Here is a 17,516-nt window from a genome sequence, read left to right as displayed (position 1 = left end):
GAATGTGCACGTTTGCATCCTGCAAAACGCGCACACGTTAGTTCCAGTGCGGCCTGTTACTGATAGGAAACGGCGTATTGCAACGTGGCCTCTACCGTACCCGCCGTCGCCGCTGCGTTGGCATAATACTGCGCGGTATAGGTCGCGGAGGCGTCCGTCTGGTTCGCTGCCAGCTTGAGGTCGCCATTACCGGTGAAACCATTGCTCAGGTTCACGACGGCGTTTGCGGTATCCAGGATCTGGACTTCAACGTTCTTCGCAGTACCGGTATTGCCGAGATTACCGTTAGACGTTACCTGGTTGCCGACAAACACCGTTGAGATTTTCGTTTCCCCACTGGCGTTACCCGTGCAACCGCTGACCCCGATATCAAACGTGACCGGTCCCGCAGTATCACCGCTGGCGGCAAGATCAGAGGCGCTGACCGTTGGCAATAACACCACCGGAGAGGCACTGTTACCGTTTACGGCAACTGAACAGGTTTCATCCGTGACTTCCCCCTGGAACGTGATGGTGTTGTCAGACGCAGCAAAAGCCCCACCAGAGACCAATGATGATCCCAGTACTAACGCAATAATATTTTTCTTGTTCATAACGCTTATTCCTGTTTTATCAATTGAACCGATAATGAAAACTTCCTTTTTTTACAGACAAACCGGTCATATAAAATTGAACGCCAAATAAAGGCGAACGCGTAAACCCTGCCCGGTAAGTTGCAGAAACAAATCTATACGAAAATTCTTATTGCAAAAACAATTAACTATTAAATCACAAATCTTAAGATTATAATTCTGGTCATTAAGGAAATTTAATGTTGAATTAAGCTTTTTATATCGCCCACATCATAATTGCAGTGATTACTTATGCGCCTGTGAGGGAGAAGAAAAGGAATTATGCTTTTCGCAAGATGATGAGGGAGAAAAGGCTGTTGACTGTATGGGTGAAATAAACCGGTAATCAAGAAGGAAGGAGAAATTCCCGGTGAATACCGGGAAAATAAAAGGATAATGCACTCAGCGTGGTGGCAATAACCCCCAGCATATCTCTGCTTTGCCGTCACTCATTATGCCGCAGCGCATGAAGTAGAGACGCGAGAGATTGGAAGAATACGTTTTAAACGAACTGCTTTTGATGATCAGGACATACTCATTACTCTTACAGACGGGGTTTAGCTTTATCGCAAAATCCATCACGCCTTTCTTTACGTCAGGATTGGTTATACTGTTCAGCGCCTGTTCAGACATCATGACCTTACAGGAGCCAGCATTTCCTATGTAAATCTCATTACGTTCCACGGGCTTACTGGCAAACCAGAATCCTGCAGCCCCGCCCAGCGCCATAACAGAGAAAAAAAGCATCAGCTGATTTAATATTCCTGTTTTCATAATGCGCCAGCGTGATACTTCGCCCGTGCTGCGTTCGGCAATTTTGCCGTTTAGTAAACGCCCGTCGGCAATATAAGCGGTTTCGGTTTCAGAAGGGATATCCTCGATGACGTCAACCGGCTCTGAGCATTTTTCGACATCAACCTGCTGATGCAGCATAAAGCCTATTTTGGGAACGGTAACAATCACCTCCTCATCCATGCCAAGGTTCTTCATAATCTTGCGTAACTTGCTTACGCACTGATTAAGATTATTGTTGCTGGAAACCATGCCATAGTCGTCCCAGACTTTCTTAAATATAACCTCCCTTTTTATTGCCTCTCCCTTATGGGCGATCAGCAACAATAAAAGTCTCTTTGTAGGATTCGAAATTTGAATCAACTCATCCTGAGAATCTTCGAGGCCCAACGTACACATATCTGAGTCAAAAATTATCTGCTTATTCATTATAAATTTCATATACATATACTCTTGTTAAGTAAGTTTTCCTCCGGGCGTGGGCATACGCGAAATGGCACCTGGTTGCGTTACCTTGTTTTGGTACGTGACGCAGATCATTTTTAATATTTTCATCTTGTGAAGTTTATTTTTTTTGCGAAGTCCAGGATACATTACACAATGCAGGCCACATAGTCAGAATTTTGCACTGTATCACAGGCAAAAAATCGCATCATTTACTTAAAAAGACAAAAATTTAATATTTTAATCTTGAAAATTAATAATAAATTTGAACCAACTTACCCGACTCTCTTTGACTAATCAGGAATAATCAGGATTATTAAATTAAGAAAGGGACTCATCTGAAATGCTCAACACATACTCAATACCGCTTGTCGTCACATATAAAAACATTAATAAACAACAAGTTAAATGAAATAATGGTTGTTTTGAAATGTAACATAAGTAACATTCAAGATGAGAAAAAACTGAAAACAGAGAACAGAATTGATCTAAATCAAGTTTTAATGAGATTTAAGCTTAAAATTCACAACAAAAATACAATTCTGATATCTCAGTGCTCCTCCGCCTCAACAAAGCTGTAGAAAAATCAGTCTCGTACACCCATGTCATTCCGTTTTGCCTTCCTCCCTCGCCTGCATACCCACCAACATTACTCTGTCTTTTAGCGTTTTATGCTCCTGTGATTAAGGCGATTAAAAACAGCGCACCTGCGCTTACATGGCCGGTTAAATATTTACAATTCAGTCTGACTTTTTTAATTACATTAATTAGCAGACTGATCACCTTAACCAAAAAACTACATATGATGAACAGGGTATAAACACTCGCAGAAAAACATTAAGCGAGCCGATAAAAGCCACAAAACCAGCACAAAAAACTATTTTTACGCCGATTGAAAAGTTCAATCCCATTGAATGGAGGGCGAGATATAGAATTAACCACCAATAAAATCACACACCAGCCTCGTCATGAAACGTTTTACAATTCGACTGCAACCCATAATGTCACTCACTACCGGGCAACTTCATGGATATGAGGTACTGTCTGAGCCTCCCGCTGAGGTCAATATTGCAGAGTGGTTTGAACAGTGCTCTTCCGCCCAGCTTCTGCAGTTGAGAAAGTGGCAGCTCAACACCCTTGCAAGACAAAGAATCCATGTAAAGCTCTTTGTTAACCTCACCACGACCATTCTCGCCAGCGAAGAGGGAGCCGCGGCGCTTCTGCAAGACCCTTTACCGGGGGTCATTGAACTTCAGGACCCAATGGCAATCGCCCGTCTTGACGCCTCCAGGCTCGCATTACTGGATGAGAATCTCCGGCGGCTTCAGCATGCCGGTATGGAGGTCTGGCTCGATGATTATCTCAGCGACTATGACAGTACGCTTACCGATAGCGGGCTGGTGTTTGATGGGGTAAAACTCGACTGCGCTGCTTTCCAGCAGTATCGCAACGATTGCGCGGGTTTAGCGCAACTGATCGCTGAAGCACGGCGTTTCGGAACGGTGGTCCTTGCAGAAGGTGTTGAAAGTCAGGGTGACGTCAGAACGGCATCGCTGGCGGGTGCCGATCTTGCTCAGGGGTTTTACTGGCCGGAGAAAAAAATCCATGCGGTGCAGGTCCCGTCTGTTCAAGCCGCCCGGGGCTCTATGCGCAATGTCACATAACTGTAAGAGTGAAATGCAGCCCTCCTGCAGTAACCGGTTAATTAAACGGATGTTAAGTTATTGTAAATAACAACTATCCTGTTGCACCACTTAACATTGATGCATGTCACGCATCAGCTTATGTACAATTTGCGCTTATTAATTTTCCCTTCCTGATCCAGTTTTCAGAAACAGACGGACAATACGTCAATAATAAACTGGAGACGACCATGATTTCCTCAACCCCACCTGCAACCGTTTGTGCACGAGCGGGCGCGATACTTCGCGTCACCTCGGGCAATTTCCTCGAGCAATTCGACTTCTTCCTGTTCGGGTTCTACGCCACCTATATCGCGCATACCTTCTTCCCGGCGAGCAGTGAATTCGCGTCGCTGATGATGACCTTCGCCGTCTTCGGCGCAGGCTTCTTAATGCGCCCCATCGGCGCAATTGTCCTCGGGGCTTACATCGACAAGGTCGGCCGTCGCAAAGGGTTGATCACCACCCTGTCGATTATGGCAGCCGGCACCTTCCTGATTGTGCTGATCCCCTCTTATGAAAGTATCGGCCTGTGGGCGCCGCTGCTGGTGCTGGTGGGACGTCTGCTGCAGGGCTTTTCCGCCGGGGCGGAGCTTGGCGGGGTGTCGGTCTATCTGGCTGAAATTGCCACGCCGGGCCGCAAGGGCTTCTTTACCAGCTGGCAATCCGGCAGTCAGCAGGTGGCGATCATGGTGGCCGCCGCAATGGGCTTTGCGCTGAACGCGGTGCTGGAAGAGAGCGCCATTCGCGAATGGGGCTGGCGCATCCCGTTCCTGTTCGGCTGTCTGATTGTGCCGTTTATCTTCTTCCTGCGCCGCAAGCTGGAAGAGACCGAGGAGTTCCGCGCGCGCCGTCACACGCTGGCGATGCGTCAGGTCTTTACCACCCTGCTGGCGAACTGGCCGGTCGTGGTCGCGGGCATGCTGATGGTGGCCATGACCACCACCGCGTTCTACCTGATCACCGTCTACGCGCCCACCTTTGGCAAAAAGGTGCTGATGCTCAGCGCCTCAGACAGCCTGCTGGTGACGCTGCTGGTGGCGATCTCGAACTTTATCTGGCTGCCGGTGGGCGGTGCCCTGTCGGACCGCTTCGGCCGCAAACCGGTTCTGATTGCCATGACCCTGCTGGCGCTGGCGACCAGCTATCCGGCCCTGACGCTGCTGGCGAGCGCCCCGAGCTTCTCCATGATGCTGAGTGTGCTGCTGTGGCTCTCCTTCCTTTATGGTCTGTATAACGGCGCGATGATCCCGGCGCTGACGGAGATCATGCCGGTCGAGGTGCGTGTTGCCGGTTTCTCACTGGCCTACAGCCTTGCCACGGCGATCTTCGGCGGCTTTACCCCAGTCATTTCGACGGCCCTGATTGAGTACACCGGCGATAAAGCCTCACCGGGCTACTGGATGAGCTTCGCGGCGATTTGTGCGCTGCTGGCAACGTTTTATCTCTACCGTCGCAGCGCCATGAGCCTGCAAGTTCAGCGAGGATAATATGCGCACATTCTTACGTTCAGGACTGACCGGGCTGGTATTGCTGGCCACCAGCGCAGGCGCGCTGGCCCAGGAGGTGACGGTTATGATTTCGGGCGGTTTTAAGGCCGCGCTGGAAAAACTCGCCCCCGGGTATGAAGCCCGGACGGGTGACCACATCGTGCTGATCCCGGGGCCGTCGATGGGACAGACGCCGCAGGCGATCCCCAACCGGCTGGCACGCGGTGAAAAAGCGGACGTGGTGATCATGGTCGGCGATGCGCTGGCGCATCTGGCAAAAGACCGGATGGTCAACGCGGATTCTCGCGTGGAGCTGGCAGATTCGCCCATCGGCATGGTGGTGAAAGCCGGGTCGCCCGTGCCGGATATCGCCACGGACAGCGCGCTAAAACAGACCCTGCTTGCGGCCAGCACTATCGCCTACTCCGACAGCGCCAGCGGCCGGTATGTGCAAAGTGCGCTGTTCAAAAAGCTGGGGATTGACGCGCAGGTGGCGGGAAAAGCGCACAAGGTGGAGCGGATCCCGGTTGCCTCTGAGGTGGCGAAAGGGAAATACGCCGTGGGATTCCAGCAGGTCAGCGAACTGTTGCCCGTGCCCGGCGTGACCTTTGTCGGCAAACTGCCGGATAACCTGCAGTACATCACCCGTTTTGCCGGAGCGGTCACCGCCCACGCGGAGCACCCTGCCGCGGGGAAAGCCCTGCTGGATTACCTCGCGTCGCCGCAGGCGCAGGAGACCATCACCGCCACCGGGATGATCCCCGTCGCTACGCCGCGCGGTAACGGGCAGTAATGAGGGTTTCCAGCTCGGCGGCAATCCACGACTGAATCCGCCCGCTGCGCCGGATCAGCCCGACAGTGCGTTTGACTTCGGGCTCGGTCAGCGGGACAGAGGTCAAAATAGTGTTCTCAGAATGGGGCATTGACATGGCGGGGACGGCAGCAATGCCGATCCCCGCTTCGACCATTCCCAGCATGGTTGTCACGTGGCGCGTCTCACAAATGCCTGGACGCTCGGGCTTAATATGGCCGAGCATCTGATCGAGCAGATTGCGGTTCCCGGACGTAATATCCAGGCTGATGTAATCCTGCTGATAAAACGCCTGCCAGGTGAGGCTTTTGCGCCCCGCGAGCGGATGATCGCGACGGCACGCGGCGACATACACATCCTCCACCAGCGGCATAAAGGTGATATCCGGCTGCAGGCTTCTGGCAAAGCAGATGCCAAAGTCCGCCTGGCCGCTGGCCACCGCCTCAATGACGTTGCCCGCGCTGCTGTCGATAAGCCTGATGCGCACGCGCGGATAGCGGCTGTGAAACTGACGGATCACCTCCGGCATAAAATGGCAGGCCGCCGACGGCACGGTGGCGACGGTGACAAGCCCGGTGCGCTCCTCGCTCACCCTGTCGATATCCGCCAGCATCGACTCCACATTTTCCAGAAGTTGCCCGCAGCGATCGGCAAAGGTTTGCCCGAAAAGAGTCAGCGTTACGCGCCGGGTGGTTCTGTCGAACAGCTTCGCGCCGACGGCCGCCTCCAGCTTCTCAATGCGGCGGCTCAGGGCGGACTGGGAGAGGCAGATAGACTCCGCGGCGATGCGGAAGTTACCGTACTCCACCAGGGCTCTGAAGGCGTAAAGATCGTTGAGGTCGAAATTGACGGGCATTTTTCTGGCAATCCTTAGCGCTTTCTGGAAACTCGGACATTCATAATAGCGACTTATGAATCAGCGGCAACCTCTGCCGCTGATGTGTGTCCGCAAAGCGCTACACGAGGCTATGGGCCTCGCTGTGCGACGACGCCACCGCATCCACCAGCGCCAGCTCCTCGCGGCTCAGCAGCATTTCAATATTCACCAGAATAATCATTCGGCTGTCGAGCACCCCGAGCCCCAGCAGGTAGCGCCCGGAGAGCACCGAGGCCACATCCGGGGTCGGTTTGATCTTATCCACGTCCATTGACAGCACGTCCACCACGCCGTCCACCACAATGCCCACCACGCGGTCATTGAGATTGAGGACAATCACCACCGTGCTGTCGTCCTGCGTCGGGTCGGGCAGTTCAAAGCGCACGCGCAGATCGACAATCGGCACAATCACGCCGCGCAGGTTGGTTACGCCGGTGATAAAGTTCGGCGCGTTCGGAATACGCGTCAGGCGATCGCAGCCGCGGATCTCCTGCACTTTAAGGATATCAATGCCGTACTCTTCATCGCCCAGGCGGAATACCAGGTACTCCTGAGCGATGGCGTCGGGTGCGGCGGGTTTACTCGCGGTTGCTACGGTCATGCGTTTACCCCCTCCCTCTGGGGTTGTGGAGCGTTGAGCGTTGAGAGCTCAACCACATCAAGGATCAGCGCCACGCTGCCATCACCGAGGATGGTTGCTGCGGAGACGCCAGGCACTTTGCGGTAGTTATGTTCAAGGTTCTTGACCACCACCTGCTGCTGGCCGATAAGCTGGTCGACCCACAGCGCGTAGCGGCAGCCCGCGCTTTGCACGATGACCACAATGCCATCGTCGTCTGGGGCCTCGCCCGCCACCGAGAGACGCTGGCGCAGCAGCACCAGCGGCAGATATTCGCCGCGCACCTGCAGCAGGCGCTCTTCGCCGACGAAGCGGCACAGCATCTCGTCGGTCGGCCGCAGCGATTCCATCACCGCGCCCAGCGGCAGGACGTAAATCTCCTCCCCCACCTTCACCAGCATGCCGTCGAGGATGGCCAGGGTCAGCGGCAGGATAATGCGGATGGTGGTGCCGGCTCCCGGCGTGGAGAGCACGTCCACATGACCGCCCATCGCCAGAATGTTGCGTCGCACCACGTCCATGCCGACGCCGCGCCCGGAGACGTCCGTCACGCTCTCGGCGGTGGAGAAACCGGCGGCGAAGATCAGCATCCAGACGTCGTCGTCGCTCATGGTGTCGCTGATGGTCATCCCCTGGGAACGGGCTTTGGCGAGGATCTTCTCCCGGTTCAGCCCGGCCCCGTCGTCGCTCACTTCAATCACGATATTGCCGCCGTGGTGTTCGGCCGAGAGCGTCAGGTTGCCGGTGACCGGTTTGCCTTTCGCGACGCGCACCTCTTTCTCTTCAATGCCGTGGTCCAGACTGTTACGCACCAGGTGGGTCAGCGGGTCGATAATGCGCTCGATCAGGCTCTTATCCAGCTCGGCAGAGCCGCCTTTCAGGGTCAGCTCGACCTCTTTATTCAGCCGAGCGCCCAGGTCATGCACCAGCCGTGGGAAGCGGCTGAAGACGTAGTCCATCGGCATCATACGAATGGACATCACCGACTCCTGCAGCTCGCGGGTGTTGCGCTCCATCTGCGCCACGCAACCGGACAGCAGATCGTAGCTGGCCGGATCGAGGGTCCGAGAGAGCTGGGAGAGCATCGCCTGGGTGATGATAAGCTCGCCCACCTGGTTGATGATCTGGTCCACTTTACTCACCGCCACGCGAATGCTGCCGGACTCCTGACTGGCTGCCCGCGGCGCCGGTGGCGCTTTTTTGGCAACGGTTTCGGGTGGCGCAGCGGGCGCTGGTGCCGCTGCAGGTGCTGCGGGCCGGACCTCAATCTGCTTGCTGTCGAGCACAAAGCAGAGCACGGCGGTGATATCGTCCGCCGAGGCGGTGGTCTGTAGCGTCACCGTCATGCCGTCAGACGAGGTCTGCGTGTCTGTAATCGTCCCCATATTGCTCAGTTCGTCGCGCAGCATCGTCTGCTCGCGCGCGTCAACGTCGCGCAGGGTCACGACCAGCGTGGCTTCCTTCTCCCCGGCCGTGCTGGCTGGCACGGGCGCGGGCTCAGGTGCGGGCGGTTTTCCTTCAAGAGCTATTTCTCTGAGGGCTTCACAGATATAGCGAAATTGAGCGTCATCAGGCTCCTGCGAAGCCTGATAGGCTTCCAGCTGCGCTTGCATAATGTCCTTACATTCCAGAAAAAGGTTGATGATCGAGCGACTGAGCGTCCTCTCCCCTGCCCGCGCCTGGTCGAGGAGGTTCTCCAGCAGGTGGGTGGTCTCCTGTAAGGCGGTAAAACCGAAGGTCGCTGCGCCCCCTTTCAGGGAGTGTGCCGCGCGGAAGATGGCATTCAGCTGCTCCTGGTCCGGCACCACCACATCAAGCTGCAGCAGATGCTGCTCCATGTCGGCCAGCAGCTCTTCTGCCTCAGTAAAAAAGATCTGCGAAAAATCATTCATGTCCATCGGTATAGCCCTGCACGTTTTGCAGATTGATGTCGCTCAGCACGCTTTCTGCACGCTGGGCCTGGGTATCTTCCAGACGGATCTCCTGCTCTTTCGAGCGGCTGAGGACCAGAATGCTGATGCGGCGGTTCACCGCGCTTTCAGGCGGGGTGTTCTCCAGCGGCATCCGGCTGGCGGTGCCAATCACGCGCAGAAAGCGCTCATCGCTCAGCCCGGCCCTGACCAGCACCCGACGCGCGGCGTTGGCACGACCGGCGGACAGCTCCCAGTTGCTGTAGCCGCCCTCGCCCCCGGCATACGGCAGGGAGTCGGTATGGCCCGTCAGGCTCAGCGCGTTAGGCAGCTCCTGCAGCAGCGGCACCAGCGCCTGCAGAATGCCGTTCATGTAGGATTCCGGCAGCTCGCTGCCCACGCGGAACATGGGGCGGTCCTGGGAGTCGGTGATCTGGATCAGCAGACCGTCGTTGGTCAGATTCAGCAAAATGTTGGACTTGAAGTTGTTAAGCCGCGGATCGGTTTCAATCATCTTCTGCAGCTTCTCTTTTGCCTGCTTCAGGCTCTCGACGCGCTTGTGCTTATCGATCTGGCTCAGCTGTCCTTTAAACACTTCGCCCTGCCGCTTGAGAATGTCATCCCCGCCGCCGGGGATGACGCTGTCGCTGAGGCTGGTCTTATCGCCGTTCGCCATCGACGGCTTCAGCGGCATGCGGAAGTAGTCGGCTATCAGCTCCCTCTCCATGTCCGTGGACTGCGACAGCAGCCACATCACCAGGAAAAAGGCCATCATGGCGGTCATAAAGTCGGCATAGGCAATCTTCCAGGTACCGCCGTGGTGCGCATGCTTTTTCTTTTTGCGCTTACGGGAAATGATGACAGGCGTGACGTTCTTCATGCGGCGCTGTCCGAGGTTTTGGTTTTCAGCGTGGCGTTGGACTTCACTTCGCGCACGTGCTCTTCCAGCTCTTCGAACGACGGACGTTCGCTGGTAAAGATGGTCTTACGGCCAAATTCCACGGCAATCTGCGGGGCATAGCCGTTGAGACTGGAGAGCAGCGTCACCTTGATGCACTGCAGGATTTTGACCTGATCGGAACTCTTCTGGCGCAGCAGGGTGGCCAGCGGCAGCACGAAACCATAGGCGATAAGGATCCCGAGGAAGGTCCCTACCAGCGCGTGGCCAATCAGGACGCCCAGCTCCGCCGCCGGACGATCCGCCGACCCCAGGGCGTTCACCACCCCCATCACCGCCGCCACAATGCCGAACGCCGGAAACGCATCGCCCACCGTATTGAGGCTGTGGGCAGGCACTTCCAGCTCCTCTTCGCAGGTCTCGATCTCCTCATCCATCAGGGCTTCGATTTCATGGGAATTCATGCTGCCGCCAATCATCAGGCGGAAGTAGTCGAGGATAAAGTTGGCGAGCATCGGGTCGCTCATCAGGCGGGGATAGGCGCTAAAAATATCGCTGTTCTGCGGGTCTTCAATGTCCTTTTCCAGCGACATCAGCCCGTGCACGCGGCTCTGGGAGAGCAGCAGGAACATCAGCGCCATCAGGTCCATGTACACCGCTTTGTTGTAGCGCTTACCCACGAACAGCTTAACCAGCGCCTTGCCCGTTGCTTTAAGGGATTTCACGTTGTTGCCAACGATAAACGCCCCGACCCCGGCCCCGCCGATAATCAACAGCTCCAGCGGCTGAAACAGCGCCATCAGGTTACCGCCGGATAAGAGAAAACCACCAAAAACGGTCGATATGACAACAAGATAGCCAACAATAACTAACACACTCTCTCCTTTTCCTTACTTGACCGATGCCGGTTTTCCCGGCATCAGGTAAACGCCATCTTGTACATATCCGCCCGTCAGGATTTACGCCGTGAGGATCTCCGGCGCGGCGAACGCCCCCAGCAGGCCGGGATTGCTCACCTGGGATTTTTTAAGCGCACGCGACGGCGGGCTGCACAAGCTGCAGGTAAATGGGTTTTTGATAAATTCGGTGGTGACGATAAAACCGCCGCCACACACGCTGCAGGCTTTACGCGAAATAATGCCGCAGTCGATAAAGCGTAATAATGTCCAGGCACGGGTCAGACCCAGTACCGGTTTTTCATCGGAACAGGTGCTGCACTGCTCCAGATAAAGACGATAGGTCTTCATCAGCATTTCAATGGAGCGTCCCTGTTCGGTCTTTTTCAAATAGAGGTAAATGTTGTAGAACATGGACGAGTGAATATTCTGCTCCCACGACATAAACCAGTCTTCTGAAAAAGGCAGCATCCCTTTTGGCGGCGGACAGCCGCGTAATTCTTTATATAAACGCAGCAGACGACGACGGCTCAGAGACGTTTCTGATTCCAGCACCTGCATTCTCGCCCCGAGAGAAATTAATCCCATGGCGATATTCACTTCATCAATTTCCTGCAGCAGACTTTTTTCACCACACATGATTATGCCTCCTCCGCCGTCACGGCATCTTCTTCACTTAAAGCATTCAGAAGATGGGTCGACAAAATAATGCCGGTATGGATCTGCTGCAGGGCTTCAATGCGCGAATCCTTGGTTAAATTTTCAATCACTACTTCATCATCCACGCGCAGACGACAAATAAGCTGATTGGTTGTCGCCAGTTTCATTAATTGCGGCAACGAAAGTTCTTTCAGGTTATCAATGGTTCCTTCAGACAACCCCAGGCGAAAACCCGCCGCGAATTTATCCTGACGAATCAGCTGCTGGGCCAGCAGTAAATAGGACAGGTTAATATCATGAATATTCTGCAGGTACTCGTCGAAATTAGACACAGGCGAAAACTCCCAATGTTATTCAGCCAATAGCTGGCATGTCAGTTTAGATAGATAACGTTTCCGAACTGATGCAGAGAGTCTTTTGGTATTGATATTCACTGAGGTAAGTCATTCTTCCTCAGTAAATGCGTTACGTACTTCTCAATGCCAAAGGAGGCTGCATCACAAAACTGGCAAAATCATAAACACTAAGTATTTTCCGAACAAGCGACAGAAATGTCTCCAAATCCTCCAGTCACTGTTAACCTGTTGATTTAAAAAGTTAATAAAGCATTGTTAAACGTTATTAAACCTTGATTTTAATGATTAATCCTGCTGCTTAACCGGTGTTAACATTATAAATGTTAAGAACCTGTATTTATCGGCAATCCGATTCCATACGACTTCTTAACCTTTTAACCGCCAGGCTGTGCAGCTGGCTCACCCGTGTTTCCGTGATACCCAACACCAGGCCAATCTCTTTCATGTTCAAATCCTGAAGATAATAGAGCTGCAACAGCACCTGCTCTCTTTCGGGTATGAACTGAATATGTTCCGTAATACGCTCGATGAGATTCTGGCGGACAGCATCATTCAGTGGATTAAGCGATTCATTTTCGTCATCGCTTGTTTCCCAGCTGTCGGCATAATTCTCCTGAAGCTCATCAACCGAATACATCTGACTGGCATTATTATCTGCCAGCATCTGCTGAAATTCCTGCAGCGATACGCCCATGCGCTCTGCAATTTCAGCCTCAGTGGCTTCACCGCCTTTTTCCTGTTCGATTTGCTGAATAATCGCGACTATTTCCCGCGTATGGGTGCGAACCCGTCGCGGAACCCAGTCGCTTTCTCTCAGCTCATCTAATAACGCCCATTTCACCCGCTGGGTGATCCACGCCGTGAGCGTTACCCCTTTTTTCGGATCAAAACTGTCGACCGCACTTAAAAAGCCAATCGATCCTGCCTGAATTAAATCATCCAGCTCGACGCTGGCAGGAAGCCGCTTATGTAAACGCATTGCTTCCTGCCGCACCAGATAGTGATATTTAGACCAGACTACTGATTTATCTTCCAGCCCTTCGGCCGTATAAATACCATCCACGATTACATTCCACCCACTATTCTCTGCGAGAATTATCCGGTGTAATGGCGCATTCAAATAGTGCGATAAGCCTTTATAAAAATGCGCATTCTGTTACTTCGCGTGAATTTTCACGCATCGTGGAAATATGTCGTTATTAATGACGGTAATTCACAGAATTAAAAGGTTTCCCACTGGGCCAGATCGAGTTCTTTCGCACGCGGCATTTTTTCAGGCGCGGGCGTGACGTTTACCTGACGGCTTTCCTGGTTAAGACGAAATTGCGCCACCAGTTTCTCCAGCGCGTCAGACTGCGCTTCCAGTTCGCTTGCCGCCAGCGCGGCCTCTTCCACCATCGCCGCGTTCTGCTGGGTAACCAGATCCATCTCGTTCACCGCCTGCGAGATCTGGTTGATGCCCGCGCTCTGCTCGTCCGAGGCGGAGGTGATTTCGCCCATGATCTGGGTCACCTGCCCGACGGAGGTCACAATCTCCTGCATCACCTGGCTGGCCTGCCCTACCTGACGCGAACCGATATCAATATTGTTCACGCTGGTGTTAATCAGCTGATTGATCTCTTTCGCCGCATCGGCGCTGCGTTTGGCCAGGTTACGCACCTCTTCGGCCACCACCGCAAACCCGCGACCCTGCTCACCGGCGCGCGCCGCTTCCACCGCCGCGTTCAGGGCGAGGATGTTGGTCTGGTTGGCAATGCTGTCGATGACGCCGTTGATATCGGCAATCTGACGCGAGCTGGTGGTGATCTGGGCCATGATCTGCTCCAGGTTCTGCATCACTTCGCCACCGTTATGGGCATTGGTGCTGGCGCTTTCCGCCAGTTCACGCGCCGCGTGGGCGTTGTCAGCATTCTGGCGTACGGTGGTTTTGATCTGCTCCATGCTGGCCGCCGTCTCCTGCAGCGCCGCCGCCTGCTCTTCAGTGCGGGACGAGAGATCGTTGTTGCCGTGGGCAATTTCCTGCGCGTTGTTGTGAATACGCTGCACGCTTTCACGAATACCGGAGACGGTTGTGGCCAGCGAGGTGCGCATCTGCTCAAGCTCACGGAGCATATTGCCGATTTCATTCTCGCTGCCAGCCTCAATCTCCTTGCTCAGATCGCCGTCGGCGATACGCTTAAGCACATCGACGGTCATCGCCATACGCTGAACCAGGGTCTGACGCAGCCAGAAGCGGATCACAAACAGCAGCGCCACCGCCAGCAGCACCACCACCAGACCGACGCCCAGCATAATCTGGTAGTCGCGCGCTGACGCCTGAGTAATCTCTTCACTGACGCGCGCGCTGGCATCCGTGTACTGCTCTACCTTGTTACGCAGCTGGGTGCGAAGCTCCATATCATGCTCCAGAGAGCCGCTATACCCCGCCGGGTTTTGCACATAGCCGAGCTTCACTTCCGCCACTTTATAGACCGCATCAAATGCCGCATTCACTTCCGCCGCCAGACGACGCTCCTCCTCCGTGTTAAACGGTGAGGCCATAAAGTCATCCATATTACGGCGGGCGGTTTTCACCACGTTGAGCGTATGGCTGGCAACATTCTGCGAGACCGGGTTGCCCAGCGCCGCCTGCAGCATCAGGCCGTTGGTGTTCGCCATGACCGCGCTGATGTTGTAGGCCGCGTCGCGCATCTGGTCGTTATTCTCAGAGGCCACGACAATACGTTTGAAATTCTGATTACTGGAGACGGCATTAAACACGGCATAGGCCGTCACGCCGAAAAGCATTACCGCGAACAGGCCGATAATCAGCGTGACGGTGCTGTAAATTTTGAGTTTAGCTAACATAATTTTCCACCCTCCGCGCACGGGCATGCCGTACGCGGTAGCGTCTGAAATGAATAAAGAGGTCGTTCGAATTACATATTAAACAGATTCATCTTCTGCATATTTTTGTAAACGAACATCGATGCATTAAAGGCCAGTTCCGACATCTGCGATTCCGATACCAGCGACACCAGTACGCTGGTATCGGCGCCGATGGCGTCCTGTATTTTCACAATGGTGTCGTTGATCAGCACGTTGCCGGTCAAATCCAGGGCATCAAGCTGCTGCAGGTTGGTACCCAGTTCAGCCTGCGCCTTACCCAGAAGGTCAATACCGGTATCGATACCTTTGCTGGCATCTTCGAGGGCGGCACGCATCGCGTCGTAGTCGATCGGATCTTTGGTTAGCTGCTCCACGGCACGGTCGAGAAGACCAAAAATATCACCGAAAATTTCATCACCCAGATGGCCGGTTTGCATCGTGGTACCATCTGCCACCGTCTGCTGACGCGCTTCATCTCCCCCCTGATAATCACCGTTCTCATCAAAGGCTGGCGTATCGGTATTAAAACCACTGAAGATATAGCGACCGGCGGAATCGCGACTGTTGGCGAGATCCAGCAAATTGGCGCGTATCCCCTCAATCTCTTTGCCCAGCGCCCGGCGATCCTCGTCAGAGTAGGCGTCAGATCCCGCGGCAACCATTTTTTCCTTCAGGGTGGTGGTCATCAGGTTGCCGACGCCATTGAGAATATTGTCCTGATATTCCAGCGCACTGCGCACGCGGGCGCGCACGCCGCTGTACATCTCCAGCTGCGCCAGCGCGTCCTGATGCTTCACCGCGTCGGTGGCGGCCGTCGGGTTATCGGAGGCCTTTAACAGGGTTTTTCCCGCCGACATCCGCAGATAAATCTCGTTACTTTGACCCATGCGCTTTGTCATCGACTCCGCGCTCTGCTTATACATATAAAGCGTGCTTACTCGCATTTTCTTTTCCTTAGCGGATGGCCAGCAGGGCATCAAACATATCGTTGGCGGTTTGCAGCAGCTGCGCACTCGCCCGGTAATATTGCCCAAACATATCCAGATTGATGCGCTCCTCGTCCATATTCACCCCGGAAAGCTCCTGTTTGGCGTCGTATTTGGTACGCAAATCGGTTTCCGCGCTGGTCGCGTAGGCTTTGACCTCGCGGGCGCTTTCACCAATTTTCCCCGCCAGGCTGGCATAGGCCGCACTGAGCGTATCATTCCCGATCAGCGCCTCTTTCTGGATCTTCAACATCTCTTCGAGGTTTTTGTTATTCCCCGACCCACCCTTTGCATCAGCAGCGGCGAATTCCTGTGCGCTGGTGATTTTTCGGCTGATACCTTCGGCGGCACCGGCCATTGGATTCAGGGTGAATGTATCCCCGTCCATAACGGCCGGTGGCGCAGGAAGGGTAATTTCGACACCGTCGAATCTAAGCTTGTCGCCAGCGATAACGGTCGGCACGGTACGACCATCTGCGCCTTTAACAACCCAGTTTCCCCCTTCAAAACGGATGTCATAATTTTCGGATTTCACCTCTTTGAAATTCACAACCGCGATCGGATCCAGCGAACCAGTACCTGCGTTCTTCGCATTGGCAATAGCCTTGATATCCGGCAGTGAGAACAGGTCATCGCCCGGGTCGCCGTCTGGCGTAAACCCGTCGCGGTTCTGCTCGTTCATCCGGTGCGCCATCATAAAGGCGATCTGATCCAGGTCCTGGCGCGCCATCGTGAGGTCTTCATTACGGAATTTGAACAGCCCGGCCAGTCGGCCTTTGGTGATGCTGTTCTCATCCAGCGGCGACGCCTTACCGTTAGCATCCACATAGGAAACGATGGTTTTATTCGGGTCGGCATCCGACGGTGAGGTTTGCAGTTTATATGCGGTATCGCCGGAGACCAGCGGACGTCCGTCTGACAGCGTGACCGTGACGCGTCCGGAGGTCTGATCTTCGGTCACCGTGATGCCAATCTGCTCGCTCAGCCCCTCCAGCAGCGCGTCGCGCTGGTCCAGCAGATCGGCAGGCGGCGCACCATTCCCCTGCAGGCGCTCCAGCTGCTTATTCAGCTGCGCCAGCTGCTCGGTAAAGCTGTTAATCTCGTTGGCGCTGCGCTCGATCTGGGTATTGGTGCTCTTTTCCAGCCCGGTCAGGCGTTTGGCGCTGGCGTTATAGCGGTTGGCCAACACCTCAAGTGAGGTAAACACCGCCGCACGTGCCGGACCGTCTTCCGGGGCACCGCTCAGCGTCGCCATATCCTTAAACAGCTTATTCAGCGAGACGTCCACGTTATCCGCCTCGTCGCCCAGCATGTTATCGATATCCGCCAGCTGCTCCATCCGTCCAGTCAGGGACGCATACTGGGAGAGTGAATCCCGCAGCTGAGTATTGGCGAAAGCGTCGTAAGCACGCTCCACCCCGCCGATGCGCGCCCCGAAGCCATAAAAGCCCTGTGGGGTTGACATGCCACCCAGCTCCCCGATAAGCAGGCTGCGGCGGCTGTAGGTGCCCGACATCCCGTTGGTCAGGTTATCGCCGGTCACCCGGATGGCGGCCTGCGCCACGCTGATGCCATTTCTGGCTAAGTTGTAAAGGTTGTTCATACGCTCTGGATAA

Annotated in this window: 16 protein-coding genes; 3 read left to right on the top strand and 13 right to left on the bottom strand. The window is 54.5% G+C overall.

From position 1 onward, the window contains the following. Window positions 1-56: 56 nt before the first annotated feature. Together GM298_RS02560 and GM298_RS02555 are read right to left on the bottom strand one after the other, a co-directional pair. The gene (locus GM298_RS02560) at window positions 57-593 is read right to left on the bottom strand and encodes a fimbrial protein (RefSeq protein WP_025760222.1); all 537 of its coding nucleotides are present in this window, start codon (window positions 591-593) and stop codon (window positions 57-59) included. A 420-nt stretch (window positions 594-1,013) separates the two neighbouring features. Then, the gene (locus GM298_RS02555) at window positions 1,014-1,832 is read right to left on the bottom strand and encodes a winged helix-turn-helix domain-containing protein (RefSeq protein WP_161493419.1); all 819 of its coding nucleotides are present in this window, start codon (window positions 1,830-1,832) and stop codon (window positions 1,014-1,016) included. Between the two features lie 983 nt (window positions 1,833-2,815). Here GM298_RS02555 and GM298_RS02550 point away from each other — a divergent pair. The 3 genes from GM298_RS02550 to GM298_RS02540 all read left to right on the top strand — a co-directional run bounded on the left by GM298_RS02550 (window position 2,816) and on the right by GM298_RS02540 (window position 5,812). Then, window positions 2,816-3,511 (top strand): EAL domain-containing protein, encoded by a 696-nt coding sequence (locus tag GM298_RS02550; RefSeq protein ID WP_088244272.1) that lies wholly within the window; start codon window positions 2,816-2,818, stop codon window positions 3,509-3,511. Between the two features lie 209 nt (window positions 3,512-3,720). Beyond that, window positions 3,721-5,019 (top strand): MFS transporter, encoded by a 1,299-nt coding sequence (locus GM298_RS02545; protein WP_266153524.1) that lies wholly within the window; start codon window positions 3,721-3,723, stop codon window positions 5,017-5,019. Window position 5,020: 1 nt separating this feature from the next. Then, a complete protein-coding gene (locus GM298_RS02540; RefSeq protein ID WP_262783449.1) occupies window positions 5,021-5,812 on the top strand; it encodes a substrate-binding domain-containing protein in 792 nt (263 codons plus the stop codon). On the opposite strand, the gene GM298_RS02535 is transcribed toward GM298_RS02540, so the two are convergent. From GM298_RS02535 to flgK, 11 genes are all read right to left on the bottom strand, one after another. Continuing rightward, window positions 5,787-6,686, bottom strand: a complete 900-nt coding sequence (locus GM298_RS02535) for a LysR family transcriptional regulator (RefSeq protein ID WP_262746269.1) — start codon at window positions 6,684-6,686, stop codon at window positions 5,787-5,789. The two genes, GM298_RS02540 and GM298_RS02535, sit on opposite strands and share 26 nt — an antisense overlap. Window positions 6,687-6,786: 100 nt before the next feature. Continuing rightward, window positions 6,787-7,308: a chemotaxis protein CheW gene (locus tag GM298_RS02530; RefSeq protein WP_259566669.1), complete on the bottom strand. Its 522-nt coding sequence runs from the start codon at window positions 7,306-7,308 to the stop codon at window positions 6,787-6,789. After that, window positions 7,305-9,224 (bottom strand): chemotaxis protein CheA, encoded by a 1,920-nt coding sequence (gene cheA, locus GM298_RS02525; RefSeq protein WP_266153523.1) that lies wholly within the window; start codon window positions 9,222-9,224, stop codon window positions 7,305-7,307. The genes GM298_RS02530 and cheA overlap by 4 nt, the downstream gene beginning before the upstream one ends. Next, on the bottom strand, window positions 9,211-10,116 hold the full coding sequence (gene motB, locus GM298_RS02520) for a flagellar motor protein MotB (protein WP_252086684.1): 906 nt from the start codon (window positions 10,114-10,116) through the stop codon (window positions 9,211-9,213). The genes cheA and motB overlap by 14 nt, the downstream gene beginning before the upstream one ends. After that, complete coding sequence (gene motA / locus GM298_RS02515; RefSeq protein WP_059385112.1) at window positions 10,113-11,009, bottom strand: flagellar motor stator protein MotA; 897 nt, start codon at window positions 11,007-11,009, stop codon at window positions 10,113-10,115. Before motA ends, motB begins: the two co-directional genes overlap by 4 nt. Before the next feature lie 84 nt (window positions 11,010-11,093). Next, window positions 11,094-11,669, bottom strand: coding sequence for a flagellar transcriptional regulator FlhC (gene flhC / locus GM298_RS02510; protein WP_025759750.1), 576 nt, complete (start codon window positions 11,667-11,669; stop codon window positions 11,094-11,096). Between the two features lie 2 nt (window positions 11,670-11,671). Next, window positions 11,672-12,022: a flagellar transcriptional regulator FlhD gene (gene flhD / locus GM298_RS02505; RefSeq protein ID WP_025759751.1), complete on the bottom strand. Its 351-nt coding sequence runs from the start codon at window positions 12,020-12,022 to the stop codon at window positions 11,672-11,674. A 361-nt stretch (window positions 12,023-12,383) separates the two neighbouring features. Next, a complete protein-coding gene (fliA, locus tag GM298_RS02500) occupies window positions 12,384-13,109 on the bottom strand; it encodes an RNA polymerase sigma factor FliA (RefSeq protein ID WP_025759752.1) in 726 nt (241 codons plus the stop codon). 158 nt (window positions 13,110-13,267) lie between these two features. Further along, window positions 13,268-14,893 carry a methyl-accepting chemotaxis protein gene (locus tag GM298_RS02495; protein WP_266153522.1) on the bottom strand — a complete coding sequence of 542 codons (1,626 nt, stop codon included), beginning with the start codon at window positions 14,891-14,893 and terminating at the stop codon, window positions 13,268-13,270. Between the two features lie 71 nt (window positions 14,894-14,964). After that, on the bottom strand, window positions 14,965-15,858 hold the full coding sequence (gene flgL, locus GM298_RS02490; RefSeq protein ID WP_025759754.1) for a flagellar hook-associated protein FlgL: 894 nt from the start codon (window positions 15,856-15,858) through the stop codon (window positions 14,965-14,967). A gap of 10 nt (window positions 15,859-15,868) precedes the next feature. Further along, window positions 15,869-17,503 carry a flagellar hook-associated protein FlgK gene (gene flgK / locus GM298_RS02485; protein ID WP_266153521.1) on the bottom strand — a complete coding sequence of 545 codons (1,635 nt, stop codon included), beginning with the start codon at window positions 17,501-17,503 and terminating at the stop codon, window positions 15,869-15,871. Between the last annotated feature and the right edge of the window lie 13 nt (window positions 17,504-17,516).

This window comes from Enterobacter sp. HSTU-ASh6 (genome assembly GCF_026319105.1).
GTDB lineage: Bacteria > Pseudomonadota > Gammaproteobacteria > Enterobacterales > Enterobacteriaceae > Enterobacter > Enterobacter sichuanensis.
The sequence above is the reverse complement of the archived record's forward strand: the minus strand, read 5'-3'. Positions and strand labels throughout refer to the sequence as shown.